Annotated in this window: 28 protein-coding genes; 18 read left to right on the top strand and 10 right to left on the bottom strand. The window is 44.5% G+C overall.

All coding sequences use genetic code 11. The annotated features are described in order from the left end of the window. Positions 1 to 80: 80 nt before the first annotated feature. On the bottom strand, positions 81 to 1,133 hold the full coding sequence (locus MKY24_RS19145; RefSeq protein WP_023989740.1) for a 2,3-butanediol dehydrogenase: 1,053 nt from the start codon (positions 1,131 to 1,133) through the stop codon (positions 81 to 83). Positions 1,134 to 1,473: 340 nt separating this feature from the next. On the opposite strand from MKY24_RS19145, the gene MKY24_RS19140 reads away from it, so the two are divergent. Together MKY24_RS19140 and MKY24_RS19135 are read left to right on the top strand one after the other, a co-directional pair. After that, positions 1,474 to 2,511 carry a LacI family DNA-binding transcriptional regulator gene (locus MKY24_RS19140; RefSeq protein WP_023989739.1) on the top strand — a complete coding sequence of 346 codons (1,038 nt, stop codon included), beginning with the start codon at positions 1,474 to 1,476 and terminating at the stop codon, positions 2,509 to 2,511. Between the two features lie 65 nt (positions 2,512 to 2,576). Continuing rightward, the gene (locus MKY24_RS19135) at positions 2,577 to 3,227 is read left to right on the top strand and encodes a hypothetical protein (protein WP_023989738.1); all 651 of its coding nucleotides are present in this window, start codon (positions 2,577 to 2,579) and stop codon (positions 3,225 to 3,227) included. A 160-nt stretch (positions 3,228 to 3,387) separates the two neighbouring features. Here the strand turns inward: MKY24_RS19135 and MKY24_RS19130 are convergent, their stop codons facing one another. Continuing rightward, positions 3,388 to 4,317 carry an AraC family transcriptional regulator gene (locus MKY24_RS19130; RefSeq protein ID WP_069081184.1) on the bottom strand — a complete coding sequence of 310 codons (930 nt, stop codon included), beginning with the start codon at positions 4,315 to 4,317 and terminating at the stop codon, positions 3,388 to 3,390. Positions 4,318 to 4,516: 199 nt separating this feature from the next. Between MKY24_RS19130 and MKY24_RS19125 the strand changes: the two genes are divergently transcribed. The 4 genes from MKY24_RS19125 (at position 4,517) to MKY24_RS19110 (ending at position 7,314) form a co-directional block, all read left to right on the top strand. Then, positions 4,517 to 4,795, top strand: coding sequence for an Atu4866 domain-containing protein (locus MKY24_RS19125; RefSeq protein WP_013311369.1), 279 nt, complete (start codon positions 4,517 to 4,519; stop codon positions 4,793 to 4,795). Between the two features lie 39 nt (positions 4,796 to 4,834). Beyond that, positions 4,835 to 5,572, top strand: a complete 738-nt coding sequence (locus MKY24_RS19120; protein WP_028542250.1) for an SDR family oxidoreductase — start codon at positions 4,835 to 4,837, stop codon at positions 5,570 to 5,572. 220 nt (positions 5,573 to 5,792) lie between these two features. Next, positions 5,793 to 6,071, top strand: coding sequence for a metalloregulator ArsR/SmtB family transcription factor (locus MKY24_RS19115; protein WP_013311367.1), 279 nt, complete (start codon positions 5,793 to 5,795; stop codon positions 6,069 to 6,071). 70 nt (positions 6,072 to 6,141) lie between these two features. Further along, positions 6,142 to 7,314 carry an MFS transporter gene (locus tag MKY24_RS19110; protein WP_339200643.1) on the top strand — a complete coding sequence of 391 codons (1,173 nt, stop codon included), beginning with the start codon at positions 6,142 to 6,144 and terminating at the stop codon, positions 7,312 to 7,314. A 100-nt stretch (positions 7,315 to 7,414) separates the two neighbouring features. Here MKY24_RS19110 and MKY24_RS19105 read toward each other — a convergent pair whose 3' ends face one another. After that, positions 7,415 to 7,561 (bottom strand): hypothetical protein, encoded by a 147-nt coding sequence (locus tag MKY24_RS19105; RefSeq protein ID WP_254347592.1) that lies wholly within the window; start codon positions 7,559 to 7,561, stop codon positions 7,415 to 7,417. Positions 7,562 to 7,589: 28 nt separating this feature from the next. Next, positions 7,590 to 7,856, bottom strand: a complete 267-nt coding sequence (locus MKY24_RS19100) for a hypothetical protein (RefSeq protein ID WP_023989732.1) — start codon at positions 7,854 to 7,856, stop codon at positions 7,590 to 7,592. A 437-nt stretch (positions 7,857 to 8,293) separates the two neighbouring features. Here MKY24_RS19100 and MKY24_RS19095 point away from each other — a divergent pair, with 437 nt between their 5' ends. After that, positions 8,294 to 8,665 carry a hypothetical protein gene (locus MKY24_RS19095; protein ID WP_023989731.1) on the top strand — a complete coding sequence of 124 codons (372 nt, stop codon included), beginning with the start codon at positions 8,294 to 8,296 and terminating at the stop codon, positions 8,663 to 8,665. A gap of 229 nt (positions 8,666 to 8,894) precedes the next feature. Here the strand turns inward: MKY24_RS19095 and MKY24_RS19090 are convergent, their stop codons facing one another. After that, complete coding sequence (locus tag MKY24_RS19090) at positions 8,895 to 9,923, bottom strand: chitosanase (protein ID WP_339200642.1); 1,029 nt, start codon at positions 9,921 to 9,923, stop codon at positions 8,895 to 8,897. Between the two features lie 273 nt (positions 9,924 to 10,196). On the opposite strand from MKY24_RS19090, the gene MKY24_RS19085 reads away from it, so the two are divergent. The 5 genes from MKY24_RS19085 (at position 10,197) to MKY24_RS19065 (ending at position 14,446) form a co-directional block, all read left to right on the top strand. Continuing rightward, a complete protein-coding gene (locus tag MKY24_RS19085; protein WP_339200640.1) occupies positions 10,197 to 10,985 on the top strand; it encodes an isocitrate lyase/phosphoenolpyruvate mutase family protein in 789 nt (262 codons plus the stop codon). A 37-nt stretch (positions 10,986 to 11,022) separates the two neighbouring features. After that, entirely contained in the window at positions 11,023 to 11,583 is a 561-nt protein-coding gene (locus MKY24_RS19080) for an Ada metal-binding domain-containing protein (protein ID WP_023989728.1), read from the top strand. Positions 11,584 to 11,608: 25 nt separating this feature from the next. Further along, positions 11,609 to 12,094, top strand: a complete 486-nt coding sequence (locus tag MKY24_RS19075; RefSeq protein WP_023989727.1) for a methylated-DNA--[protein]-cysteine S-methyltransferase — start codon at positions 11,609 to 11,611, stop codon at positions 12,092 to 12,094. A 13-nt stretch (positions 12,095 to 12,107) separates the two neighbouring features. Then, complete coding sequence (locus MKY24_RS19070) at positions 12,108 to 12,395, top strand: antitoxin Xre/MbcA/ParS toxin-binding domain-containing protein (RefSeq protein ID WP_023989726.1); 288 nt, start codon at positions 12,108 to 12,110, stop codon at positions 12,393 to 12,395. Between the two features lie 167 nt (positions 12,396 to 12,562). After that, positions 12,563 to 14,446 carry a stalk domain-containing protein gene (locus tag MKY24_RS19065; RefSeq protein ID WP_339200637.1) on the top strand — a complete coding sequence of 628 codons (1,884 nt, stop codon included), beginning with the start codon at positions 12,563 to 12,565 and terminating at the stop codon, positions 14,444 to 14,446. Positions 14,447 to 14,532: 86 nt separating this feature from the next. Here the strand turns inward: MKY24_RS19065 and MKY24_RS19060 are convergent, their stop codons facing one another. Next, positions 14,533 to 15,090, bottom strand: coding sequence for a YdhK family protein (locus MKY24_RS19060; protein ID WP_339200636.1), 558 nt, complete (start codon positions 15,088 to 15,090; stop codon positions 14,533 to 14,535). Between the two features lie 287 nt (positions 15,091 to 15,377). On the opposite strand from MKY24_RS19060, the gene MKY24_RS19055 reads away from it, so the two are divergent. The 3 genes from MKY24_RS19055 to MKY24_RS19045 all read left to right on the top strand — a co-directional run bounded on the left by MKY24_RS19055 (position 15,378) and on the right by MKY24_RS19045 (position 18,213). Further along, positions 15,378 to 16,217: a MetQ/NlpA family ABC transporter substrate-binding protein gene (locus tag MKY24_RS19055; protein ID WP_071558422.1), complete on the top strand. Its 840-nt coding sequence runs from the start codon at positions 15,378 to 15,380 to the stop codon at positions 16,215 to 16,217. 69 nt (positions 16,218 to 16,286) lie between these two features. Beyond that, the gene (locus MKY24_RS19050; protein ID WP_081365969.1) at positions 16,287 to 17,462 is read left to right on the top strand and encodes an aminotransferase class I/II-fold pyridoxal phosphate-dependent enzyme; all 1,176 of its coding nucleotides are present in this window, start codon (positions 16,287 to 16,289) and stop codon (positions 17,460 to 17,462) included. Positions 17,463 to 17,502: 40 nt separating this feature from the next. Next, a complete protein-coding gene (locus tag MKY24_RS19045; RefSeq protein ID WP_013311357.1) occupies positions 17,503 to 18,213 on the top strand; it encodes a 5'-methylthioadenosine/adenosylhomocysteine nucleosidase in 711 nt (236 codons plus the stop codon). 18 nt (positions 18,214 to 18,231) lie between these two features. Here the strand turns inward: MKY24_RS19045 and MKY24_RS19040 are convergent, their stop codons facing one another. From MKY24_RS19040 to MKY24_RS19025, 4 genes are all read right to left on the bottom strand, one after another. Then, entirely contained in the window at positions 18,232 to 18,717 is a 486-nt protein-coding gene (locus tag MKY24_RS19040) for a DUF5381 family protein (protein WP_023989721.1), read from the bottom strand. Further along, positions 18,710 to 19,546 (bottom strand): hypothetical protein, encoded by an 837-nt coding sequence (locus tag MKY24_RS19035; RefSeq protein ID WP_053325888.1) that lies wholly within the window; start codon positions 19,544 to 19,546, stop codon positions 18,710 to 18,712. The genes MKY24_RS19040 and MKY24_RS19035 overlap by 8 nt, the downstream gene beginning before the upstream one ends. 33 nt (positions 19,547 to 19,579) lie before the next feature. Further along, positions 19,580 to 20,665, bottom strand: coding sequence for a WXG100 family type VII secretion target (locus MKY24_RS19030; RefSeq protein ID WP_053325887.1), 1,086 nt, complete (start codon positions 20,663 to 20,665; stop codon positions 19,580 to 19,582). A gap of 272 nt (positions 20,666 to 20,937) precedes the next feature. Continuing rightward, positions 20,938 to 21,684 carry a hypothetical protein gene (locus MKY24_RS19025; RefSeq protein ID WP_338532707.1) on the bottom strand — a complete coding sequence of 249 codons (747 nt, stop codon included), beginning with the start codon at positions 21,682 to 21,684 and terminating at the stop codon, positions 20,938 to 20,940. Between the two features lie 158 nt (positions 21,685 to 21,842). Here MKY24_RS19025 and MKY24_RS19020 point away from each other — a divergent pair, with 158 nt between their 5' ends. The 3 genes from MKY24_RS19020 (at position 21,843) to MKY24_RS19010 (ending at position 24,070) form a co-directional block, all read left to right on the top strand. Further along, positions 21,843 to 22,769, top strand: a complete 927-nt coding sequence (locus tag MKY24_RS19020) for a cell division protein ZipA C-terminal FtsZ-binding domain-containing protein (protein ID WP_338532706.1) — start codon at positions 21,843 to 21,845, stop codon at positions 22,767 to 22,769. Between the two features lie 20 nt (positions 22,770 to 22,789). Beyond that, positions 22,790 to 23,491 carry a DUF1963 domain-containing protein gene (locus tag MKY24_RS19015; protein WP_339200633.1) on the top strand — a complete coding sequence of 234 codons (702 nt, stop codon included), beginning with the start codon at positions 22,790 to 22,792 and terminating at the stop codon, positions 23,489 to 23,491. 99 nt (positions 23,492 to 23,590) lie between these two features. Then, the gene (locus MKY24_RS19010; protein WP_339200632.1) at positions 23,591 to 24,070 is read left to right on the top strand and encodes a DUF6097 family protein; all 480 of its coding nucleotides are present in this window, start codon (positions 23,591 to 23,593) and stop codon (positions 24,068 to 24,070) included. The last annotated feature ends 20 nt before the right edge of the window (positions 24,071 to 24,090 follow it).

The following is a 24,090-nucleotide window of genomic DNA, read 5'->3' as shown; positions in this document are numbered from 1 at the left end:
CGACAGCATGTCGCAGGAAGGAGAGCGTTTTTTTATAAAAAGATGTCTGCACAGAGCAGACATCTGGTTTGTTTTCTAAATTAGGCTTGCGGAGATACCAGGATTTTAACCTGATTTTTCTCTTTCAGGAGTCCTTCAAAACCTTGCTCAATCACTTCTTCGAGCTTAATACGTTTGGTAACCAGCTTGTCGGCAGGGAAATAACCTTTTTCCATCAGGCTGATGACAGCTGGGAATACATCACGGTAGCCGATAATACCAGTCAGATTGCGTTCCTTCATAACGATATTGTTAGGCTTGATCGGAGCTTCTTTTTCAAAAATGCTGACGATCATGATTTGTCCGCTAATTTTAGTAGATTCAATAGCTTGAGTCAGTACAGGAGGTACTCCAGTGACTTCATAGGCTACATCTACACCGCCGTTAGTCCGTTTGTGCAGTTCTTCCACCACATCATAAGTCTTAGGATCAAGCACAATAGCACCCAGCTCTTCAGCTTTAGCTTTGCGTTCCTCGGAAAGCTCTACTGCATAAATCTCAGATGCGCCCGAAGCTTTCAACGCTTCAATAACCAGCAAGCCGATAGGACCAGCGCCAAATACTACAGCTTTGTCGCCGACTTTCAGTTGGCTTTGACGAACAGCATACAAAGCAACGGCCGAAGGCTCTACCAATGCGCCTTGCTCGAAAGATACGCTTTCTGGAATTTTGTGAACCATGTGCTCGTCAGCTGCGACATATTCAGAAAATCCACCGCCGCCGCCTGCCAGGCCGAGGAAGCCCATTTTATCGCAAAGATTATATTTGCCTTGTTTACATGCATCACATTCTCCACATGCAAAAACCGGTTCTACAACTACACGGTCGCCAACCTGAATCTTGGTTACACCTTCACCGATTTCGACGACTTGTCCAGAGAATTCATGTCCCATTACGATCGGCGCTTTTTCGCCAGTCAATGGATGCTGAGCATCTTGGGGAATGAAGATCGGTCCTGCTACATATTCGTGAAGATCACTTCCGCAAATGCCGCACCATTCTACTTTGATTTTTACTTTTCCTGCCAGAGCAGCGGGCTGCTCAATGTTTTCCAATCGTAAGTCTTTTACTCCATGCCATCTCAATGCTTGCATGTCTGTCATCTCCTTGACGAATATATGATCATTGCCTCTATAAAAGTAAATGAATTAGGAAACGTTTCCGAAAAATAATATGTCACAATTTTTACACATTGTCAAACCAATTTAATGCAAAAAGCACTTGATTTTTTTGTGAATATAATCACTTGTGACTACAGTGCTATATTTGGCTCATTACTTTTATACAAAGAGATTTTGCGAATTTTTTAGGTGAAGCAAAGACAAGAAGAAAACGACTTCAAATTTTAGACACTCATTCTGTGGTATAATATCAGCATTAAGACTTTATTTTAGAAAGTCAGAAAACGATTCCGTTCTTGAAAGGATTTTGGGCGTGACAGATCAAAAGAAAGTAACCATAGAGGATGTAGCCAAGCGGGCAGGAGTCGGTATTGCGACTGTCTCCAGAGCTATTAATGATAGTGAGGGCATCAGCCCGAGAACGAAAGCCTTAATTTTGCAAGTGATTGAAGAGATGGGGTTTACGCCCAACACCTCGGCTCAGAGCTTGAAAGTTCGTCAGACACGACAAATCGCACTGGCCGTGCCAGATATTCGTAACGCGATTATTCCAGAGATCGCTTGGTCCGTAGAGCAGGCTGCCAAGCAGCATGGTTACCGGGTCGTGCAAATCAATACCGCCGGGAATGCCAGAATGGAGCTTGAAACTGTTCGTGAGGTCAAGAAGCTGCATGTCGACGGGCTCATCATTATGCCGCTGGCGTATCCCAAAATGTTGGTAGATCTGATTAACAAAGCCAGCGTTCCCGTGTCCATTATTAACTATGGCAAGAAGCTGGGCGAAGATGTCAAAGCGGATATCGTCAGTCTGGCCCGGCAAGAGGGAAGACTCGTGATGGAGCATTTGCTTAAAATCGGCAGAACAAGAATTGCCTATGCAGGTGCTGCGAAGGACAAAATCGAGGAAAGATACTTCGCTTATGAGCAGTCTCTCCAGCATGTGGACCCTTCACTCGTTTATTTTGGCGATGATTTCTCCTTTGAGACAGGGCTGCGCGCAGCCGATTATTTTTACAGCTTGAAACATATGCCGGATGCTATTTATGCGGTTAACGATATGGTGGCGATAGGGATCGTCAATCGATTTAAGGATTTGGGTGTAAAAGTGCCAGATGAGGTTGCTGTAGTCGGTATTGATAACAATCTGTGGGCTATGGTAACGACCCCTCAGATCAGCTCAGTTTCCATCATGGGAGAAGAGGTGGCACGGTTGGCTGCGGAGCTGCTGCTCAAGCGGATTCAGGAACAGACACCTGGGGATTATGAGCGTGTGCAATTCGAGCCTCGCCTGATCGTGAGGGAATCGAGCGTCTCTGTGATCCGTAAGCCTACGGTAGGGCGTGATGAGTAGTAGGGTATGAGTGGATTTTGGGCAATTATAACGACCATTGTTTGTTCAGACAGGAGAGTGGATTCATGTTAAAAGGTAATGGGTTCGTTTCTGTAGCTTGTACTGCACTATTGCTGGCTGTAACCATAGGGTGCACTCCCCATCCAGTGGGACAGGATGCTGAAACTGCGGCGCCGTCCGGGGCAAACAATGGGGAGTCCAAGCAAACTGTAGCCAATACGCAGCACACCCAGCAAAGTAAAGAGGAGCTAGTGCTGTCCTTTTATAAAGATTCATCCCTCAGTGATGAAGCAAAAGTCCGTCATATGACGGACCATTTAGCAGGAATCCAATGGGGAAAGATAAACGAAATCAAAGAACATCAAAGCTTGGAAATTATCGAATATCTGTATAGGCAGCGCGCTTTTATTCCATCGGAAAGCTTTGCAAATCTGATTCAGGCTTCTGACGGATTGGATGGAGCTTTAAGCGAAAGCTATGCTGGTCTTATGGGAGATTTGTTTACAAGAGATAGAACTGCGATGACTCGAGCATTGGCAAATATGGACAAAACCAACCGCACACAAGGTATAGGAAGCATCGGGTATGCTCTCAGCTATAGAGAACCCAAGGAAGTCAAGAAAGAGATTCAACAATGGCAGGCAGGACAAAAGCTTACTACGGCAGAGAAGGATGTCATCCGAGCCTTGTTCGTCAAGCTGGATAATCCGTATTGATGCTCAAATAGTGATGACCACATGCATAGAGGAATATATTGAACAGCCGCGTCTCTACCGGAGGAGCGGCTGTTTTGTGCTGTTTTTTACATCCTGGCATTTATGATTGGCATAAACGTTAGTAGAACCATTGGTTTCAGATGTTCATCTAACAATGGGTTCAAGTGGTCTGGTGATCCTGATCTGAGCGCAAGCGTTTAATATCACTAATTGGAGGCAGGCCGAACAAGCGGGCGTATTCGCGGCTGAATTGTGAGGGACTCTCGTAGCCTACCTGAAAACCGACATCTGCCGCATCCGCTGATTCAGATAACAACAAGCGGCGGGACTCTTGTAGACGTAATTGTTTTTGATATTGCATTGGGCTCATAGCCGTAACCTCTTTAAAATGACGATGTAGTGACGAAGGACTCATATTCGCTAGTTTGGACAATTCCTCAATACGTAACGGCTTATCATAATCCTGCTTAATCCGCTTTATGACTTCTGCGATCCGGTTGGAATGGCTGCCGGTCATGACCAGTTGTTTTAAGGATTCCCCCTGATTCCCCTGTAAAATCCTATACAGTATCTCACGAATGACTAATGGAGCCAGCACCGGAACATCTTGCGGGTTTTCCAAAAGATGCACTAGCCTTACCACGGCATCCAGCAGTAGAGAGTTAGTTTGGCTTACATACAAGCCTCGTCTGGAATCAGGCATTGGGCTTGTGGGAAAAGCAGATTCCTTGATCAGGTCCAAAACCTGATGCGGATCAAAATTGAGCCGGAGGCACAAATAAGGAGCTTCTGCTGACGCTTGAATGACCTGCCCGGAAATCGGCAAATCCACCGACACAACAAGGTAATCGGATGTGCCGTAATGGTAACTTTCCTCTGCGAGCATCACGACTTTTCTGCCTTGTGCCACAATACATAAAGCAGGTTCATGGACTTGATGTATCGGTACGGTTGTATTTGAACTTCGGACGAAATGAAGCGAAGGTATGGCTGTAGTGAGAACTCCGTCCTGATTTGAAAATCGTTCTATAAGCCTTGCCAACTCGGCTTGTTTTTCCATGGTAGAACCTTCTATTTTGGTTGCCCCCATCATGACACATCCCTTCTTTGCAACGTAGCCCGTTTTCATTTTCAGTAGTTTATTACATATTAAGGGGCTTTGGAGGATTAGGCAATAATTTGCTCTGATTCTTCTACCGGGCTGATGGACATTCCTCTCATAATAAGATGCAGATACAACACCTAATGAGCAATTGAGAAAAAAATAGAAGTACAAAGGAGTGGGAGTCATGGAGAGTAACAAAGCGGAAAAAAGTGTACACGCTTCGCAGCATCCCTATATAGGGATGTGGGTAACTGAAGACGGAAATATCCGTCACGAACTCTTGCCTAATGGCCGTTATGATGAAGCACGGGGTCAGAGACAAAGTGCCTATACAGGCAGCTATATCTTAGAAGATGACTATATCGAATATGTGGACGACACCGGATTTACGGCAGATGGTGTATTCAAAAATGGTGTTTTGTATCATGCAGGGATGGTTTTTTACAGGGAAGTAAAAAAGTAATCTGTTTCAGTGATATTTTTAACTAGAGGAGGAATAAGAATGTTGGATATTAAAGGGAAAGTCGTAGCTATTACGGGGGCAAGCAGTGGGATCGGTGAAGCTACTGCCCGTTTACTTGCTCACCATGGGGCTCATGTAATATTAGGGGCCAGACGCACAGAGCGACTAGAGGCTCTGACATCTGAGATTCGTTCTAAAGGTGGATCGGCTGATTATCAGCAACTGGATGTGACTAAGAGGGACCAGATGGAAGCGTTCATTAAGTACGCGGAAAAAACATTTGGGCGTGTGGATGTCATTTTGAACAATGCGGGAGTGATGCCTCTTTCAAAATTAGAAGCCCTGAAGGTAGAGGAATGGGATCGCATGATTGATGTAAATATACGGGGCGTTCTGCATGGGATTGCGGCAGGGCTTCCGATTATGAAAAAGCAAGGATTTGGTCAGTTTATCAATATCGCCTCTATTGGCGCGTATAGTGTAACCCCAACTGCAGCGGTGTATTGCGCAACGAAGTATGCGGTTCGGGCGATCTCTGAAGGATTGCGTTTGGAGGTGGGGGGAGATATTCGTGTGACGCTGGTATCGCCAGGAGTAACCGAATCTGAGCTTGCTGACAGTATTTCAGATGAAGAGGCCCGGCAAGGAATGAAAGAGTACCGTCGTATTTCGATTTCGCCTGATGCCATTGCCCGTTCCATTCTGTATGCCATGGAGCAGCCAGCAGATGTAGATGTTAATGAAATTATTGTCAGACCCACGGCAAGCCCGAATTAACGCCATGGCATCCATGACTCTCTCTCTACTCAGATCATTTTTCCCTCCATCCTTTATGGATGGGGGGTTATTTATCGGATGAGAAAGAACATCATTTACACCACAGAGTGTAAAATAGCTGTACCTTTATAATAAACGTATTTACTTTTACAAATGTTTGTGATAATTTTATTTCGACAAACATCGAAATTAAGACTGGAACAGAAGGGAGCCGAACAGGGTGAAAGATACAACAGAGATGCAGCAGGCTGTAAAAATATATAAAGCACTTGGAGAACCGACTCGTCTCAAGATAGCACTTCTGCTAAAAGAGGAAAGCGACCAATGCTGCTCTGTGCTGGGCGAGAAGCTGAACAGTGTAGCTATTTCAACGCTATCGCACCATCTGAAGCAAATGGCAGAGTCGGGGTTGCTCACATACCGTAAAGAGGGGACGTTTATTTATTACAGCTTGGATGTGGAAGCAGCGCAGAAATATGCCCCGTTCTTAATAACATAAATTTTTTTAGTCTTAATTTCGATATTTGTAAAAATATAAAAATATAAAAAGAAAGAGGCGTTACTAGAAAATGCAGAGTACATGGAAAGTGTATATTTTGGCAATTGTTAGTTTTTTGGTAGGCACATCCGAATACATTATCTCAGGCGTTTTGGATCAGATTGCAACAACCATGGGGATTACGGTGTCCGCAGCGGGCCAGCTGATTACAGTCTTTTCCCTTGCTTACGCGATTGGCACGCCGATCCTGATGGCAGTAACCGCTAAATGGGACAGACGCAAGCTGCTCTTGAGTTCCCTCGGATTATTTGCAGTAGCCAATGTCCTCTCCTTTGTTCTGCCGGGTTTTGGAATGTTTATCGCCGCACGTATTCTTATGGCCCTCGGGGCGGGGATGGTCGTGGTTACAGCACTGAGCATTGCTGCGAAAATTGCCCCAGCCGGCAAGCAGGCCAGTTCTATTGCTACGGTTACTATGGGTTTTACAGCCTCGCTGATTATTGGGGTGCCGCTTGGGAGAATGATATCTTCTGCATATGGCTGGAAAACCGTATTTCTCGGCATCGCGTTGACAGGGATTATTGCCCTAATTGTTATATCTATGACAATTCCCCGCTTAAAAGGAGATCGACCTGTCCCCTTACTACAACAGTTTGCTCTTCTGAAAAAGCCTGAAGTTGCTTTGGGATTAGGCATTACCTTCTTTTGGCTAGGTGGTTATTCACTCGCGTATACTTACATCTCACCGTATTTGCTGAATGTATCAGGTGTAGGAGAGGATATGCTAAGCTCAGTATTGCTCGCCTTCGGAATTGCCAGTCTAATCGGGTCAAAAATTGGTGGGTACAGTGCGGATAAAAAGGGTACACCCTTTACATTATTAGGGGGTATGGTGTTGCACGGTATTTCCTTACTCTTGCTTCCTTTTGCCGCTCATTCCCTGATCGCAGTATTTGCTTTATTGATCCTTTGGTCGTTCGCAGCCTGGACAACTGGACCTACTCAACAATATAATCTGGTCACACTTGTGCCTGAATCTTCCGGTGTGATGCTGAGTCTCAATCAATCTACAATGCAGTTTGCTATGGCAGCCGGAGCCGGAATTGGCGGTGTAGTTGTTGGTCAGGTTTCGCTGTCTTCCATCACCTGGTTTGGAGCAGCAGGGGTTGGTATCGCTATTGTGGCTACGTATTTACTTACACGAAGATCCTCAGTTCAAACACAAGTGGGTGTTACGGAGTAAAGTGTATAGATAAGTGAAGAGGAGGCCCAGTGATGAAGGTGACATTGCGGCCTTCTTTGATTTGAATGAGCAATAACATGCTCTCTTGCAGTAGGAAGGCTTATTCAAACGCAATATCAGTGATTTTGCCGCCTTCCTCAAAGCCGATATTATTATAAACTTGATTGGAAACCGAATTTTTTAAATCTGCATATAGCATGGGTACTAAATGCTCATTTTCCAAAATGCAACATAGCTCGGATACCATTGCGCTGGCAAAACCTTTCTTTCGCAAATTAGGCGGGGTATAGGGTGGTTCCTTTTAAATAACGTAAGAGTTCTTCTATATAGGTCAATTTATAATCATCTGTGATTTGTTGTGAGATCCATAGCCAAGCCTTATGTCCGGGTGATTGAGCAAAGATCATATTTTTATCGGACGTTTTGAGGCATGTTGACTCTTCTGACTCACAAATTCGATGGATCAAATTGTATCGAACTTCATCAGCCAAAAATTGATTTTGATTTAATATATCGTCGTTTGAGACTAGTAGCTCAATCATGACTCTGCCTCCTAAAAATGAGCTATGACCTAAACAAAAAGTAGAAATCTATGAAGATTCAGTTGTTATATCTACTAGGATTTAAACTTCCGCGCTATAAGCTTCTTATTTTTTTGTCGCCAAATCCATCTTTCGATAAAGTTTTTTTCTTTTCTTTCCTGAAGTGTTTCCTTCATACCCTTAATAAGAAATTCGGATCTTCGCTTGTCGTTTCTGCTAATTTCACGTAGTTCCTCAATAAATTTATCGTCCATGTCCGCATCTCCGTTAGTTCAGGATTTTCCAAATTGCTAAGCTAGATTATACAGAACATATGTTCCTTTTTCAAGTCTGCATCTGCTCTATTCAATCACATAACTATTTTTAGATGGATGCTGCGAGGCCCGCGCCAATCGGATGGTGAAGCATAAGATAAAGTTGAAAGGAGGAATTACAACATGGACAACAAAGCATATGTATCTCAAACGTATCCACGTCTTACAGTCTACAACGAAGAAAATTTTCGGGGTTCCAGGAGAGTATTCAGAGGAAACCTAGGCATTCGTAATACCGATAACATTCTCAACGGCATCGAAAGTTTGCGTTTCTTTTCTACTAGCAGCAATGCTACACTTGTACTCTTTACTGGCACGCGGTTTAGAGGTAACTTCCGTGTGTTTAGAGGCAATCGCAACATCGCCGACCTGGATGATCTGATTCGCGGGAATGATGTGGAATCTATTATCTCTACCAATCAACGTTTGACGTTGCAGCAAATCCGTAATATCCGCAGTAGCGGTAGACTGCCATCTGGCTATCGAATCATCTAACGGCCTTATTTCGACTTCATAAACCATTTTACAAGACTGTTTCAGGAGCTTGCAACTTTCGGGCTTTTGGGACAGTCTCTCTATTTGTACACGCGACCTACATACTCGAATGATGAGAGGAACTGTATGGGAGAATGGGATGTTGTTAGCAGTCAACACCAACTCAATGTTCATAAAAAATAGATAAAGGAGGACATACGATATGCCCTCCTCATGACGTATATTATATTTACTTCAGTTCCCAATTCGTTGCTTTGATCACAGCTGCATCTGCGTTCTTAAGATCTGTTTCGCCAGAAGCTAAGAGAGAGCTCCATTGTTTCACACGATTCTTACCATTGGGAGGTTGGTTATAATCGTTGGTATCGACAACCAATGTACGCTTAGCATAGAAGCTAGTCATGAACTTCTTCTCATTCGTACTACTGCCTGAACGTGAGAGGATTCCTTCAAGACTACCTGAATCACCAGTAGCGCCTTGATTGAGTGCTGTGTCGACAAATGAACCAATCGTCAGAGCAGTATTAAATCCGCGTTTCTGTGCTTGCTGTACACTATATTCGATATAGGTGTCATAGAACGTACGCCACATGGCTTCTCTCCAAGCTTCATTGTTTTGGAGAGCGTTGATCTTCTTCTTGATAACACTATCGCTATCGCTGAGCTTTAAAATCGAACCACTCATTTTCCCCTTCAGGCCAGCACGTGTTAATCCACCTGCAATGGAAGGGTTACTAGCTCCACTAGCAGCATCAAAAGCTTTGAATAAGTCCGGACCATCGGGTCCCGTATCATTTGAACCGCCTGTTGTTGCTCCAAAGATACCAATGGTGTATCCGCGATTATCGCCGATATCTTCAGCATATCCATAGAATTCAGTCCATTTCAAAGAATCTTGCTCTGGTTTGTTCACTAGCTTCATAATATTATCCCATTGCTCACCGTCGAGTCCTGTATTAGCCTTCAGAAACTGAAGTGTTGAAGGTGAGAAATTAGCATCATGATCAATAGCTGTAACCGCTTCTTGGCTAGTAGCTGCTTCGCTGGTAAGGGATAATGGCTCTATACTAGCTTCATTTGAGTTGTCGAAGCCCTCATTTAAATCGATCGTTTTCTGTACTGGAGTTCCATTCTCTTTAGCAAAAGCCTTGGCAGGTGGGCCCGACAAGCTAGAGAAAGAAGCAATTACAGTAAAGCTTAGCAAGATCATAAGAAACTTTGTTTTATTGGAAATGAGCTTATTGCTTATTTTATACATATAACTCCTCCTATAATAATGTAATTGTGAAAGGCTAAAAGCTAAAAGCGTAGATTTGCATCTAACTCGAATTGATTTAGCAAGAGTATAGATAAGAAGAATATGATTGAATAGAGCTTAAATAACCGTTTTTTTCAAAAATTATGATTTATATGTGAATAAATGGACCTAGTTGTTCCTAGATTCCTACAGACCATAAGTGCAAGAATGAGGACGAAACAAAGATAGCCTCTTGATAAAATGAGTTACATCACATATCAGGAGGCTATATTTATGAACAAAATTCATCAGTTTCATGCACTTCACACATCAGAGGAACTTTTATTTTTAGGGAACGCCTGGGATATGCTATCTGCGGTGGCTCTGGAGAAGGCAGGTTTTAAGGCGATAGGTACGACGAGCTGGGGAATTGCCAATACGCTTGGATTCTCAGATGGAGAGCTTATTGATTTTGACCAGCATGTAAGCATTATTCGGACGATTGCTGAGCATGTTCAGATTCCAGTGTCGGCAGATATTGAAGCAGGATATGGGGAGGATACGGCAACGATTGTTGAGCATATTTTAAGGATAGCCGATGTGGGAGTTGCAGGGATTAATATTGAGGATTCTTTGAAAACGAAAAAGGGACTTCGAGAAGTGGGCCTGCACAGTAACCTGTTGTCCAAAATAAGAACAGCATTGGATACGCGTGGGTTTAAAAAGTTTTTTATAAACGCAAGAACGGATACATATTTGCAGATGGATGCCCCACTTTCAGAGACCATAGAGCGGGCCAAAGCGTATGTGGATAGTGGTGCGAGCGGAATTTTTGTTCCAGGATTAAAGCGTGATGAAGAGATCAGGGAAGTTGTGTTTCATATACATGCTCCGCTTAATGTTTTATCCCTGCCGGGTCTGACGAATGTCCACCAGCTTCAGCAGTTAGGAGTTAAACGGTTTAGCTTTGGAAATGCATTTTCTGATAAGATAATAGTTGCTTTGCAAAAGAATGCAGAACAGTTGATAGAGCTTCAAGATACATCACATTTATATGAGGATTTTGCAAAATCCTTGAGCTAGATGAATATGAACTATAGAAAGGACAGAGCATTCGATCATGGCTAACCTTAGTCTTTCTTTTGAAGAAATGTGGGAGAAAATTATAGCGTGTGATCGTAAGTATGACGGGTTGTTTTTTACCGCTGTGAAAACAACCCGCATATACTGCCGACCTTCCTGTCGATCCAAAAAGCCGAAGAAAATAAATGTGGAGTTTTACTTTGATTTGGACAAAGTGGAAAAGGCGGGTTTTCGTGCTTGCAAAAGATGCCAGCCCCATACAGACCATTCGCCGTATATCAGACTTGTGCAGAATGTAGTAACCTTCTTGGTCAATCATTACAAGGAAAAACTTGTATTGCAGGATATTGCGGACCATATCGGAATAAGCTCCTTTTACTTGGATCGGATCTTTAAACAGGAAACCGCCGAAACCCCGCGTACGTATTTGGAAAAAATAAGAGTAGATAAGGCAGCCTATCTTCTTAAAAGTACAAATCTTACGAATCTTGAGATTTGCTATGAGACGGGCTTCCAAAGTCCCTCCCATTTCTATAAGGCGTTTCGCAGCTTGAACCATTGTTCTCCTAGTGAGTATAGAAAGTTGAGTAAGGAATAGGAAAGGAAGGAGGTCGTATCCTTTTATGAGTGAACTTTACGTATTGAAGTATGTATCGCCGATTGGAGAGATAGAGATACAGGGCACAAATGAGGCTGTCTATTCTATTATGTTCTCTAATCGGAATGAGCTCTTAACGAGGGCTATAGAAGAGGTTCCAATCCAAGTATTAGCGGAATGCGCTATCCAGCTTGACGAGTATTTTAAAGGTGAGCGCTTTGAGTTTACGTTTCCTTATGCCTTTGAAGGTACGGATTTTCAGCAAAAAGTATGGAATGCTCTGGTGTCCGTGGGGTACGGTAAAACGACAGCTTATAAAGATATTGCTCTTGCTATTGGAAATGAAAAAGCGATCCGAGCCGTAGGCAGTGCTAATGGAAAAAATAAGCTGAGCATTGTGATTCCATGTCACCGAATTATCGGTTCCAATCAGAAACTAACGGGCTATGCAGGAGGGCTATGGAGAAAAGAATGGTTGCTCCAGCATGAAAAGCGTTGTCTGAGGCCCTAAGGAGGGTTCGTAGATGAGAGACATATATTTGAAAGAGTTTAAGCCGGAGAACTGGGCCAACATGGTTCAGATCTATCAGGAGCGGTATGCACAGGTAGATCCGGCTATAAGAGCAAAAGTGGTCGAAAGTAAAATTCCCAAGGAGATTCAGATTGTGCTGCTGCCCGATATGGGGGAATATTTGCTGACTTGGATGGATCGAAAAGTCCCCGCACTCGGCAACGAAACACCGTCGGATTATTTGAAAAGCGAAGAAGGCACTAAAGCACTGAAGGCGGCCATATTACGTATGCCACGTTGAAGAAGCGGGCCAAGGAGATACATATGAACATTGAACAGATGAACAGAGCGCGAATGATGGAAAAAGTGAGTTCGCATATCCATAACTGTAATCAGATGGCATGAACTTCATCTAACCCTATGCTATGATTTACCGACAAGACTATAGATTCAAAAGGGGAAATAAGAATGAAGCTCAAAAGAATGATGTTCCTACTTTCGTTTTTAACGATACTCGTAGGGTTGTTCACTTTGTGTACAGAAAGTGTTCATGCTGCCAATTCGACAGTATTCAGAGATGGAGATAAGCTTAAGCTTACCCTTGGTGATGGTAATGGAGTAAACAGAGTGTTTAAATTCGATCTCCCGTTTACGATTAAGCCTGATACACCAATTCGTCTGTATAGCAACTATATTGAAATTCCTCCGGGTGACTTTACGATCGATTATGCCAACTCCACAATTTCAATTGCGGATTCACGACCAGCACCTGGGCCAGGATCAGAAAATCATATAGAGTTTCCTATAGCTACAACTATGGAAGGGACTGTGCAGTCAGTCGATGAATCTACAGTAACTCCACTTGCTGAGGAGCCGAAAGTAACGCAGCCTGAGGTGGAGACCAATATAAAAGAGATTCCCACTCCCAGTGAACCCGAGGTTGCTCAACCTGTGGATGAACCGAAAGTCATTGAACCTCAAGTAACCCAGCCTGTCGTGGAGCCTAAAGTGGACCAAGAGGTGGATGAGTCACCGGAAATCCCTTTGTCTATCCCGTCTGGAGAAGATTTTCCGGGTACATTTACAATCAACTCTTCAGGTACGTCATTTTCGGTTCGTTTGAAAATGAAAAATATTCAACCCACGTACACTTCATACGTTATGGTCAAAAATGCGGATGCTCAATTAATTAAACGGATTCAGTTCGATCCGGAAACAACATTTAGCTACCCATTGAGTAACCTGAATTTATCTACGGGTGGATACTACTTTTATATCAAAATGATCGATCAGTCGGGAAATTCGGCAGCATCTGTACCCCAATTTGTTCCCATAAATAATAACAAGGCTCAGCAGGTTGAGGTGTTTATAGACGGGAAACTGCAACAATATGAGCAGCCTGCGACCTCTATTAGCGGAAGTATGCTGGTGCCATTTCGTGCCGTTTTTGAGGCGCTTGGGGCGAAAGTGAAATGGGATGGAGCTACCAAGACCGTTACTGCAACCAAGGGAAATACAACGATTAAGTTAACTGTAGGCTCCAGAGATGCCTATATCAACGGTAAATTAGTGCGTCTCAATGCGGCGCCGAGACTCATTAATGGCAAAGTAATGGTTCCTATTCGCTTTGTAAGTGAGGCGCTGGGTGCGAAGGTAAAATGGAATATTGCAGCTCAGAGCGTTGTGATTTTTCTTGCTCCACCGCAGGTTTTGACAACCAGTGAAAGTGAACAATTAATGGAGGAAAATGAAGATGCTTCCGAATCACATTCCAATCCAACGATTCTGAAAAAGATATCCACCACCTTCTCCAAATCTACGGATATTGTGTTCGTCATAGATGTTACGAGTAGTATGACAGGGACGCTGGATTATGTGAGACAGAAGGTGAAAGGCTTTGTTGATTCCGTTCCAGCAGGTTCCCAATTTGCTGTCGTTGCATTTCGGGATATCAATCTGAAGGCAGATAAAGATTTAGAATTTTTGGAGTTTACGACCGATAAAAACAAGTTAAAAGGTAATTTGAATATGCTGCGCCCTTCCGCTGGCGGGGATTTGAAGGAATCGGGATTAGAGGCTATTCAGCTAGCTATAAGTAAATTTCCCAAGAATTCTAATTCCAAAACAATTATATTCATTACAGATGCACCAGTTCATGATAAAAATACAGCTCTGGGTAAAGCCCGTTTTTCAGTAGATGAAATCAACGAGCAATTACAGAAAAATGGTGTTATTTTTAATGCAATCGTGCCTGCGAATGGACTAGCCAACAAACAAATGAAAAAGCTTGTAGAAACCAACAAAGGGACTTTGTATGACATCAAGGATGCCAAGCTGAATTTAGCAAAGTAGGTTTGTCCAAACTCAAATAAAGCCGTATAAAGGGAGCCGATGTAAGGCTCCCTTTTGCTATCATAAGCGCCTGTGTTGTAAGAGTTCTAATGGGCTGAAAGCTCACTCTCCGTCACCCATTTATGATTTTTGACAGGCTCTCCTCCTGTAGTCGGCGTATAATCGACCATATATACAGTCGTTGGCTCGGCGGAATCAATGGTAGCCTTAGCCCCATCCATCCCCTTCATATGATCTGCCCCAAGGATAATTTCTGTGCCCGGTGCATAGGGCTCGCTACCTGCATCTTTAATCTCTTCATGAATAACCCACTTATGATTATTCACTTTTTCTTCTCCAGTGGTTGGAGTATATGAGACTGTATAAGCAGTAGTCGTATAAGCACCAACAATCGTGGCAGTAGCCCCATTCATGCCTGCCATATGGTCGGCTTGGATAGTCGCTTGGCTACCAACTTTGAAGGCTGGATTTTCAGCTTCTTTTAGTCCGGCAGGAAGCTCACTGGAAGTGGAATGGTTCATATCCGATGTGTCGTGTTGTTGACTGCTGTTTGTCGTGTGCTCCTGGTTCGACATGTTACTGTTCCCGCACCCACTCAAAATAATCATGACTGCACCAGCGAGCAAAGCCCATTGCATTCTCATATTTACAGCTCCTTTAGGGTTTTAATTACATATTTAAAATACCCCTATGGGGTATTTTTAAAACGGAAGTATATGACAAACTTGTGAAGTGTTTTGCTTTCAGGAGGATCTCCTGTTGTGCCCCCTTTTTTGCTATGCAGAAGATGCGTAATTAAATGTTGTTGACAGTGAATAAAAAATCATTGTAATATCTATAAAACGCATCAAATTACTTGGTATTTTGAGCGACTGTAACATTCTAACTCACCAAAAGTAGATGATATCAAGGAGCAGGGGGAGACATCAAAATGAAGAAACCATGGATTTCATTTATATTGCTGCTGGGAGCAGTCGTGCTTTTTATTTCAGGTTGCGGCAGCAAGAATACGTTGGGCAACGCTGCGGGTGAAGAAAAGAAAACACTGCATATCAGCTTTAATCCCGGTCCATATAGCGATCAGTTTAAGAATGGTGTGGCTCCATATTTGGAGAAGAAAGGCTATACGATTACATATAAAGAGTTTACAGACGGTGTTCAGCCCAATGTAGCCGTGGCTAAGGGGGATATTGATGCTAATGTGTTCCAGCATTCGCTTTACCTGGATTCTATGAATAAGCGGGAGAATATTGATCTGATTGGTGCTGTGCAGGTCCCGACTCCTCCAATGGGATTGTACTCCAGCAAGCACACCAGCCTTGACGAAATCAGCGATGGAGCCCAAATCAACCTGCCCAACGAGCCAGTCAATATGCTGCGTGCGCTGAATATTTTGAAGGAAGTAGGCTGGATTACGTTAAAGGACAAAATCGATCCATTGCAAACCTCGGTGAATGACGTCACCTCTAATCCGCATCATCTGCAATTTGTTGCTACCGACCCGGCACAGGGGCCACGTGCACTAGAGGATGTTGATTTTGCGGCTATACAAGGGAACTTTGCTGTATCGAATGGAATAAAGCTGACCTCGGCATTAAAGCTTGAAAATATGACAGATCCGTTCACGAACGTGGTAGCTGTGGACAACAAGAACAAGGATAAGCCCTTCGTCAAAGACATTATTGAAGGATATCATTCAGATGAATTCCAAAAGTACATCCAATCGAATCCTGTTTATGAAGGCTACAAGCTACCAAGCTATTTCAAATAATATGGGGTATTATCTTCTGCGGGCTGACGTTGTCAGCCTGTATCTTATGGATAAAAGGTGGAGATGAACGTGATTTTTTCATCCTCTGATCTCGTCAAGGCTCTGCCTGACAACTATTTTAGCGCAATGGATGACAAAGTGAATCTGTATAAAAGCAAAGGAATAGATGTAATCAATTTGGCAGCCGGCAACCCGGATCAGCCAACACCGGCGCATATCATCAGCGCTTTGAAGGAAGCGGTCGATCAACCGATCAATCAGGGCTATCCACCTTTTCATGGGAAAAAAAGCACGCTGGAGGCTGTCGCCGCGTTCTATAAACGGGAGTATCAGGTGGAGCTGGATCCTGACCGGGAGGTTGCCATATTCAACGGCTCAGCCATAGGCGTAATGGGGATTCCACAGGCGCTGCTGAATCCCGGTGATTGGTTATTGACCACCGATCCGGCATATCCCCAATATTATTCCGCTGCTGCGCTGGCAAGAGCCCATATTCATACGATTCCGCTTGATGAGAAGCATGGCTTCTTGCCTGATTATACAACCGTGCCGGAAGAAATCGCAGAGCAGGTCAAATTGCTCATGATTAATTATCCGAACAATCCGACTGGAGCAGTAGCTACTGCAGATTTTCTGACAAAGACGCTGGATTATGCCGCTCGATATCAGTTTCCGGTTATGAATGATTTTGCTTACGGTGCTCTTGGATTTGACGGGCATAAGCCGATTAGTTTATTGCAAATCCCCGGCGGCAAGGAATATGGCGTCGAGACGTATACGGCTTCCAAAACGTATAACATGGCTGGATGGCGCTTCGGCTTTGCAGTGGGAAATTCGTCCATCATTGGTGCGCTCAAGCATTATCATACGCATGCCTACAGCACTGTTTTTGGAGCGGTACAGGATGCGGGGGCTGTGGCATTGCTGGGCACGCAGGAACCGGTACGGGAACTCGCGGCGTTATATGAGCGGCGCCGTGATATTCTCATTGCAGCGTTACGAGGTATTGGCTGGGATGTAGCTGTTCCCCAAGGGTCTTTTTTTGCCTGGTTCAAGGTGCCAGAGGGTTACACATCCGCTTCATTTGCAGACTTTTTATTGGACGAGGCACATGTTGCGGTCGCCCCTGGAGAAGGCTTTGGTCGTGCGGGAGCTTCTTATGTGCGGGTCAGTCTGGTGAACAGTGAAGAAAGGCTGCTGGAGGCGGTGCAGCGCATCGCAGCAACGGGTATTTTTCAAGTATAAGCTGGAATACAAGGAATTCATGGAGGGAGCGAGAAGAACTTTGAGTATAGCGATTATCGGAGCCATGGAGGAAGAAATAGCAGATTTGAAAGCGCAGATCGAAGGGATAAAGATGACCCAGATTGCGAACGGGATTTTTTATACAGGCCAGCTTGAGGGCAAGGAGGTTATTCTGCTGCAATCAGGAATTGGCAAAGCGAACGCAGCCTCGACTACGGCGCTGCTGATTGAGCGATTTAGCCCGGAGCTTGTCATTAATACCGGGTCTGCGGGTGGGCTCGATCCAGCGCTGCATGTTGGCGATGTTGTAGTGGCGACCGAGCTGACTTACAGCGATGTGGACGGAACGGCGTTCGGCTATACCTACGGACAGGTGCCACAGATGCCGGCAAGTTATCCTGTCGATCCAGCGCTGCTTGCTTTTGCGACAGAAGCGCTGGCGGAGACCAGGATTGAGGGGCAGATCGTCAACGGATTGATTACGACGGCTGACTCTTTCATCTCCCAGGCTGAGCGCGCCCATTTTATCCGTAGCCAGTTTCCTGAAGCGAAAGTGACGGATATGGAAGGGGCCGCGGTCGTTCAGACTGCGTACCAGTTTGGTGTTCCGTTTTTGGCTGTCCGTTCTTTGTCTGATCTTGCCGGTGTAGAAGCGGCGGATTCTTTTGACTCCAATCTTGATTTGGCTGCGGCCAACTCGGCAGCAGTGGTTGTGGCTCTTGTAGCTGCATATGATAGAGACAAGCTTTGACATATTCAATGGCACTATTCAGGAACGTTTTTTCTTTGGCTTGCCATGCTGGTTAATGAGAGTTCGAAGTTGTTTCCCGGCTTGGTTTAGCTCAACATCGTTCAACACATAATCGGTGCTGACTTCCCAGGTGCTGTGGTCATTCAGATGAAAAATAAAGGCGGGAAAGCGAGGACGCAACCATTTGCGGATGGAGGCCCCTTCGAATTCGACTTTAGTGATTGCAGACCATGGGACAGTTCGAATACCATCGGAAATGCTGTGCTCGTCAAAAATGAACAGATAGGTATCCTTACGAAGCGTTCTGCTCAAACAAACCACAAGATAGCTACCGAAAAAAGGAAGTCCGACAATGGCGGACGTAATAAAGAAGAAGATTTGTAGAGCTGAGATATCTTCGTCGATAAAAATGAGCAGCAGCAAAAGCAGACAAATCAGCACAAACATCAAGCTGCCCATGGCTTTCCAAAATGCCAAAGATCTTCGATATACAATTTTATCCACGGAATACCGCCTCGTCGCGTACAAACTCCTGAATGAAATAAGTTATTCGTTCTCTCCAGTCAGCTTCGGTTACACTTTCAATACGCAGACATGGGGTGGCCTGCATATCCAGTTCTGTATTTCTTACGATCCACACATCATTCGTTCCTTTAAGAACAAATAGTAGATTTGTAACGGAAGGTCCATCTTCATCCGTATCCGCGTATATCATCTGGCTCAAATTATCTAGGCTACACTGATTACGATCAAAATCCTCTCGCCAGTCTTGTATTATTTGCTGAGCGGACTCATGAAGCTTCCACGTTGTCATTTGCTGCATGCTGAAGCTGGAAGAGGTTAACTCATTCCACTGTTCTTCTGTCAGATCGACGTATCGGCTGTGCTCATTGAAGTTCGAAGCAAGCAGGCCGAACAATTGATCAATGTCGTGATGCCAGTCTTCTGGGGAAGACCAGCGAAAGAAATGGAGTTCATTGTGGCTGGAAAAATGATACAGAAAACGTTCATTTCCATGGTGTATCGTTAATGTATTTTGCTTATCCTGTTGCTCCTTGTAGCCACGTAGCATCTGACGACTTTGTACCAGATGAGCTAGCATTTCAACAATGAACGCATCAAATTCAAGCTGTTGTTGCTCGTCATCTCGTTGTTCCATCAAACCCTTGGATATCAGGCTATGCGTTGCGGCATGAAAAAGCAGTTCCCAGCGATCTTCGGTCAGTTCCCCGTAATAAGATTGGAGCAGACCAGAAGCCATGTCTTCTGCGCCCAGTGCGGTCAAGGCAAAGCCTAGTTCCTCAAGCGTTAAAATTACCGTTTGTTTGTCCATAGTTAGGCTCCTTCTCCATCTGTTAGGTGTATGTCATTTAAATAGTTTGCTGGCCCAACGTATCCCTTTTTCGGCGAATTTGGCGACCTTTCCACCTGCCCAGCTTCCCACCGTACCGCCGACGTAAGCACCGACGGCTGCACCGACCGGACCACCGATAGCGCCGCCTACGGCTCCCAAAGCAACAGCACCGCCATAAGTTGCAGCGGTTTTAATCGCTACGTTAGAAGCAGATACAGCCACATCCGTTCCGGTAAGCTTCCCGCTTTTCCATTTTCCAGCCAGACTGATACCCTCGCCCACAATATTCATGGTGGCATTAATAGGGTATAGCTTTTTGGCAATCATGCCGGGAATTTGGCGGGTGGCTATGCCGTAACGGCCTTTTTCCACCCCGGCGATGACGTTCCGCGTCCACTGAGGAAAGCTATTGGCTTTGTTGAATCCGAGGCCAAGCTTACCCATTTGAAGCTTTCCAGCTAAACGATCAAAGCCCTTTAAACCCTTCATCACAATACCGGGTTTAGCGAATTGGCGGTTTAGGCTTTTGCCCAAATTACGCATAAACGCATTGTTACCCTTGCCATTCACCCATGCCGCATTATGTATAACCGCTCGAGTGGGATTCTTCAGACTTTTCTTGAATTCTACTGTTTTGGTGAGCACAAGTGTGGAAGCCAGACCGCTATAGATAGCTGTTCCGGCAAATCCCAGTTGCCCGCGCCATTTATTGGCTTCTGAAATGCTGTTAATAGCTATATCTGCTGGATCGGGTCCTTTTTTCCCGGAAGTTGCCCCTTCACTGCTGCCGATCTGTCCTCTGTGATCTCCTTTATTAATACCCGTGTCTGCTTGTGTATCTGTTTCCTTGAATTTTACTGCAATGGAACGCAGCTCTGTGCTGACAGAACCGACAGTTTGAGTGAAAGCATCCATTTGTCCACGCGCTTTATGAAAATCCTGATAAAAGCGCTGCTGTGTTGTTCCTGCCCAGCTATTTTCCAACATCTGAATATGCTGTGACAGTTGTCCGCAAATTTGTGCCCCCAGCTCACGTGCCTGTGCGAACTGCCTGGAAACCGCCTCAAGTTTCTCAGGAGGAACCATAATTTTTGCCATGATGTCCACCTCGGATGATTAAAATAATTACTTATATTCTAGTGAATCTAGTGGGGGTTAGCAAAAAAAGGAGGGGATTCAAGTGAAAAATAAGTCATTTGTATGAGTTCCTGAGGATTTATAAGGGAGAATAGTAGGAGGTGTTATGCTCCGAAGTTCTTATATGTCATTCATAACGAAACAAAAAAAAGCCACTCTTTTCAAATGGAGCTTTCCATTAGAAAGAGAGGCCTTCTTGCGTAGAGGCTAATACATATTTCGCGTCGTTTTAATTATTTTAGCGGAATATGCTTGGACAGCTTTTCAAACTGCTGCAAATAAGGAGTGACCTCGGCAGTAATTCCTTTGAGATACTTGATGGACGCTTGTCTTTGACGTTCTTTGGTAGCAGTCTCTTCAGGGAACATAGAGTATTCCTTTTGGACAGAGCCATTTTTATAATTTACGGAGAAGAGATCTCCTTTTTGCCATCTTTGGACCAGATCTTGATTACTGTGCAAGATATTTAGTATTTCTTTGCTATTTTTATAAGTGAAGCTGTAGTCTGGATCTGCCACAGCGTGGATCACTTGGTAGCCACTCTGTAATCCATTGTTCTGAAAGGTACCTACTTGGATCTCGTTCGAACGTACGGTTCCGTCCATTTGTGTCACTTTTTCAGTCTGCGTACCCTTGCCACTCATCGTGTCATTGCTCCATGTGCCGTTGTATACGACTTTATGATTTTGTCCATCTGCATCCGTGTATTGATTTATATATTTTCCAGTACCTGAACGCTTGCCATTCACAAAATCACCCGAATACTGCTTATATTCGCTCCATTTGATCGTACCACGTCCGTTGGGCTGCCCATTCTCGACCTCTCCATAGTAAGTCGTCTGACCGGATAGCTGAAGCAATTCCTTGGTTGCAGCCGCATTCGCCGCAGGTGTACTTACAGACAGCGCTCCAGATATTAGCGATGCGGACACCATAATAGGCAGAGACAAAGCCTTCCCTTGTTGCCAAAGTTTTTGCATCACGAGTTCTCCCCTTTCGAAGCTTTGAATTTCTAAAAGTTAAGTTCAACGACCCAGCACCGTTTTATACTATTTTGTGCTTGGTGAGTTATAGTTTAATATAGATTGAGAATTATAGGAAACTGTAAAGTGAAAACAGCTAGCTAGGAGGGAGATTCATGAATTTACCCGAACATGGGAGTGAGGATGTATCTAGCATCCTTGCCGTGGAGTTGGAACATGAGCCTGTGAAGACCATAAAAGGAATCCATCAAGTGGAGCCTGATTCTAATATCTATTGGCTGATTGACGTGGAATTCAGCGGTTTTACGTTATCAGATGAGGATATTTTGCAATTGCTTAAGGGGTATATCGTGTATGGACATGTGCATGATTTGCAGATATGGACTAGTGTGGGACGCAGATCGGCAGGCGAATGCCATTTTGATAAAATCTGTATTTGTATGGATATATTCGATAATGTAGAGATGCAGATTCGTTTAGATGAAGCCAAGGTTGCAGACTTTATGAACACACTGCCAGCGCGTTTTCAGGGGAAGGGCACCGTTCATGTGCTTCCTCGGGAGGATGCTGCCCGTGCACGTGTAAAAGCGGAAAAACTTAAAGCATTTACAGATCAGGAAGGTGAAAGGGAACACGCTGTCATGCTTAGGCTGGTGGCGGATCAAGGCCAATCTTACCGTGGAGCGGATATCTGGGATGTCATGCTGAGCCTCGGAATGGAGTGGGGAGATATGGATATTTTCCATGCACACCATCACGGGCTGGGAGGCTATGATGAACTATTTAGCGTACATACGGGAACCGAGCCTGGATTTTTTTGGTTGAGTACACTCGCAGAGGATCGCTTTGCAGATTTGATTTTCAGTATGGATGGGGTACGGACCGTGCAGCCGCAAACTGTGTTTGAGACGATGTGGAAAAGTGCCGAATATGCATGCGCCAGACTCGGCGGGACATTAGTGAATGAACAGGGTCTGCCAGCTGTGCAGGAAGATTATCTACATCAGATTCAAGAGATGGAAGACCGCTTAAGTGAGTTTGGTTTTAAAGCAGGAGAGGATGTTGTTGCGTTTCTATTCTAGATTAGAAAGGAGTGGTTTCGTTGTCCAGCAACGCTATTGAGAAGCTAAGAACGATTCTAAAACGTAAAGCTACTATTTTCCATACAGGGGGCCGTAGACCGTCCGGTTCCCTTGAACAGAGCTGGATTGGTAGAGTTACAGTGGCTTTGCCAACGGAGGAGCAACCCATTGATGTACAGGGGAATGTTATGGCTCCGATCATGCAATTGTATTTGCCTGCCTTGCCCTTTGTTCCTCCGGCTATGCACAGTGTCAAGCTGTTGACGGTCTTTCTGTCTCCCGATGTACTGGATCATGAGGACATGGAAGGATATATGTGTATTCGTGAGTATACGTCGGTAGAGGATTTGGTCGAAAAAGATTTTGGTCCGGCATTTATGCAAATCAAGGCGTTCCCGCTATTCCCTGAGCTCAAAGAGAATGACTATCCGGTCTGGGACGGTGAAGACATTCCTGAGGAATATGGCGATGCCCTCAACCATTTGGACGAGGAGGAACCCGACTATTTTGAGGACATCGTAGAGGAAATATATGCGGTTCACAAAATCGGTGGCTATCCCAGCTTTGTTCAATCGGGCATCGACTTTGGCGAGGGCTATGAATTTGTGTTTCAGATTGCTTCAGATGCCAAAGCCGAATTGAATATTGTCGATGGAGGCAGCTTTTATTTTGCCAAGCATCAGAATGAAGGAGCCTGGCGGGGTTACTTTGATTTTTACTGATTAGCTCACTTAGAGAGCAGTCTGGAACCGATCGTGTTGTAGAGCATGGCAACCCTATATACTCGTAAGTTAGACACTATTGAAGTGGGGTAAAAAGATATGAATGTTTTAGGTCAGCTGGGATCTGCTATCCAGAGTAGTTTATTTATTCAATCCGAATTGAAGAAAGCCCATGCATTAATTCAGAAGCACGATCTGCCTGTAGAACAGGTAGAAAATGATTTTCACAAACAGATCATCGTGCTGGAGCAATATGCTGGAACTCGCGTTTTTCAGCGAGGGCTTGCTAAATACAAAGTAATCAATGCAATGCTTATGATCATATCTGTGATTATATTGCTGGCAGCAGGCATCGTTGCGGCGGTGGAATATTTACAACCCGAACGACATTTGCTGCAAGTGCTGGCGAATGCCATGTTTGACCATTGGGTTCCCTCTATCACTTTGCTCAGTGTAGTATTCGTGGGTGTGATCGTTCTTGCCATCGTTAGAAATGTTTATGCCAAACAATTACATACGCACGTGCTAGATCGGGCCTGGCGGGCCATTTTCAATCATGAGGACAGAGAGCAACTGTAGGAGATTGGCATAATAGCTGA

Source organism: Paenibacillus sp. FSL P2-0322 (assembly GCF_037975315.1).
Classification (GTDB): Bacteria; Bacillota; Bacilli; order Paenibacillales; family Paenibacillaceae; genus Paenibacillus; species Paenibacillus polymyxa_B.
Note: the sequence above shows the minus strand (reverse complement) of the source record. Positions and strands in the feature narration are given on the sequence as shown.

Excerpts from the sequence above, each read along its gene's own strand:
- MKY24_RS19145 (WP_023989740.1), bottom strand. The coding sequence starts at position 1,133 with ATGCAAGCATTGAGATGGCATGGAGTAAAAGACTTACGATTGGAAAAC.
- MKY24_RS19135 (WP_023989738.1), top strand. The coding sequence starts at position 2,577 with ATGTTAAAAGGTAATGGGTTCGTTTCTGTAGCTTGTACTGCACTATTG.
- MKY24_RS19130 (WP_069081184.1), bottom strand. The coding sequence starts at position 4,317 with ATGGGGGCAACCAAAATAGAAGGTTCTACCATGGAAAAACAAGCCGAG.
- MKY24_RS19125 (WP_013311369.1), top strand. The coding sequence starts at position 4,517 with ATGGAGAGTAACAAAGCGGAAAAAAGTGTACACGCTTCGCAGCATCCC.
- MKY24_RS19120 (WP_028542250.1), top strand. The coding sequence starts at position 4,835 with ATGTTGGATATTAAAGGGAAAGTCGTAGCTATTACGGGGGCAAGCAGT.
- MKY24_RS19110 (WP_339200643.1), top strand. The coding sequence starts at position 6,142 with ATGCAGAGTACATGGAAAGTGTATATTTTGGCAATTGTTAGTTTTTTG.
- MKY24_RS19105 (WP_254347592.1), bottom strand. The coding sequence starts at position 7,561 with ATGGTATCCGAGCTATGTTGCATTTTGGAAAATGAGCATTTAGTACCC.
- MKY24_RS19100 (WP_023989732.1), bottom strand. The coding sequence starts at position 7,856 with ATGATTGAGCTACTAGTCTCAAACGACGATATATTAAATCAAAATCAA.
- MKY24_RS19095 (WP_023989731.1), top strand. The coding sequence starts at position 8,294 with ATGGACAACAAAGCATATGTATCTCAAACGTATCCACGTCTTACAGTC.
- MKY24_RS19090 (WP_339200642.1), bottom strand. The coding sequence starts at position 9,923 with ATGTATAAAATAAGCAATAAGCTCATTTCCAATAAAACAAAGTTTCTT.
- MKY24_RS19085 (WP_339200640.1), top strand. The coding sequence starts at position 10,197 with ATGAACAAAATTCATCAGTTTCATGCACTTCACACATCAGAGGAACTT.
- MKY24_RS19080 (WP_023989728.1), top strand. The coding sequence starts at position 11,023 with ATGGCTAACCTTAGTCTTTCTTTTGAAGAAATGTGGGAGAAAATTATA.
- MKY24_RS19075 (WP_023989727.1), top strand. The coding sequence starts at position 11,609 with ATGAGTGAACTTTACGTATTGAAGTATGTATCGCCGATTGGAGAGATA.
- MKY24_RS19070 (WP_023989726.1), top strand. The coding sequence starts at position 12,108 with ATGAGAGACATATATTTGAAAGAGTTTAAGCCGGAGAACTGGGCCAAC.
- MKY24_RS19065 (WP_339200637.1), top strand. The coding sequence starts at position 12,563 with ATGAAGCTCAAAAGAATGATGTTCCTACTTTCGTTTTTAACGATACTC.
- MKY24_RS19060 (WP_339200636.1), bottom strand. The coding sequence starts at position 15,090 with ATGAGAATGCAATGGGCTTTGCTCGCTGGTGCAGTCATGATTATTTTG.
- MKY24_RS19055 (WP_071558422.1), top strand. The coding sequence starts at position 15,378 with ATGAAGAAACCATGGATTTCATTTATATTGCTGCTGGGAGCAGTCGTG.
- MKY24_RS19035 (WP_053325888.1), bottom strand. The coding sequence starts at position 19,546 with ATGGACAAACAAACGGTAATTTTAACGCTTGAGGAACTAGGCTTTGCC.
- MKY24_RS19030 (WP_053325887.1), bottom strand. The coding sequence starts at position 20,665 with ATGGCAAAAATTATGGTTCCTCCTGAGAAACTTGAGGCGGTTTCCAGG.
- MKY24_RS19025 (WP_338532707.1), bottom strand. The coding sequence starts at position 21,684 with ATGCAAAAACTTTGGCAACAAGGGAAGGCTTTGTCTCTGCCTATTATG.
- MKY24_RS19020 (WP_338532706.1), top strand. The coding sequence starts at position 21,843 with ATGAATTTACCCGAACATGGGAGTGAGGATGTATCTAGCATCCTTGCC.
- MKY24_RS19010 (WP_339200632.1), top strand. The coding sequence starts at position 23,591 with ATGAATGTTTTAGGTCAGCTGGGATCTGCTATCCAGAGTAGTTTATTT.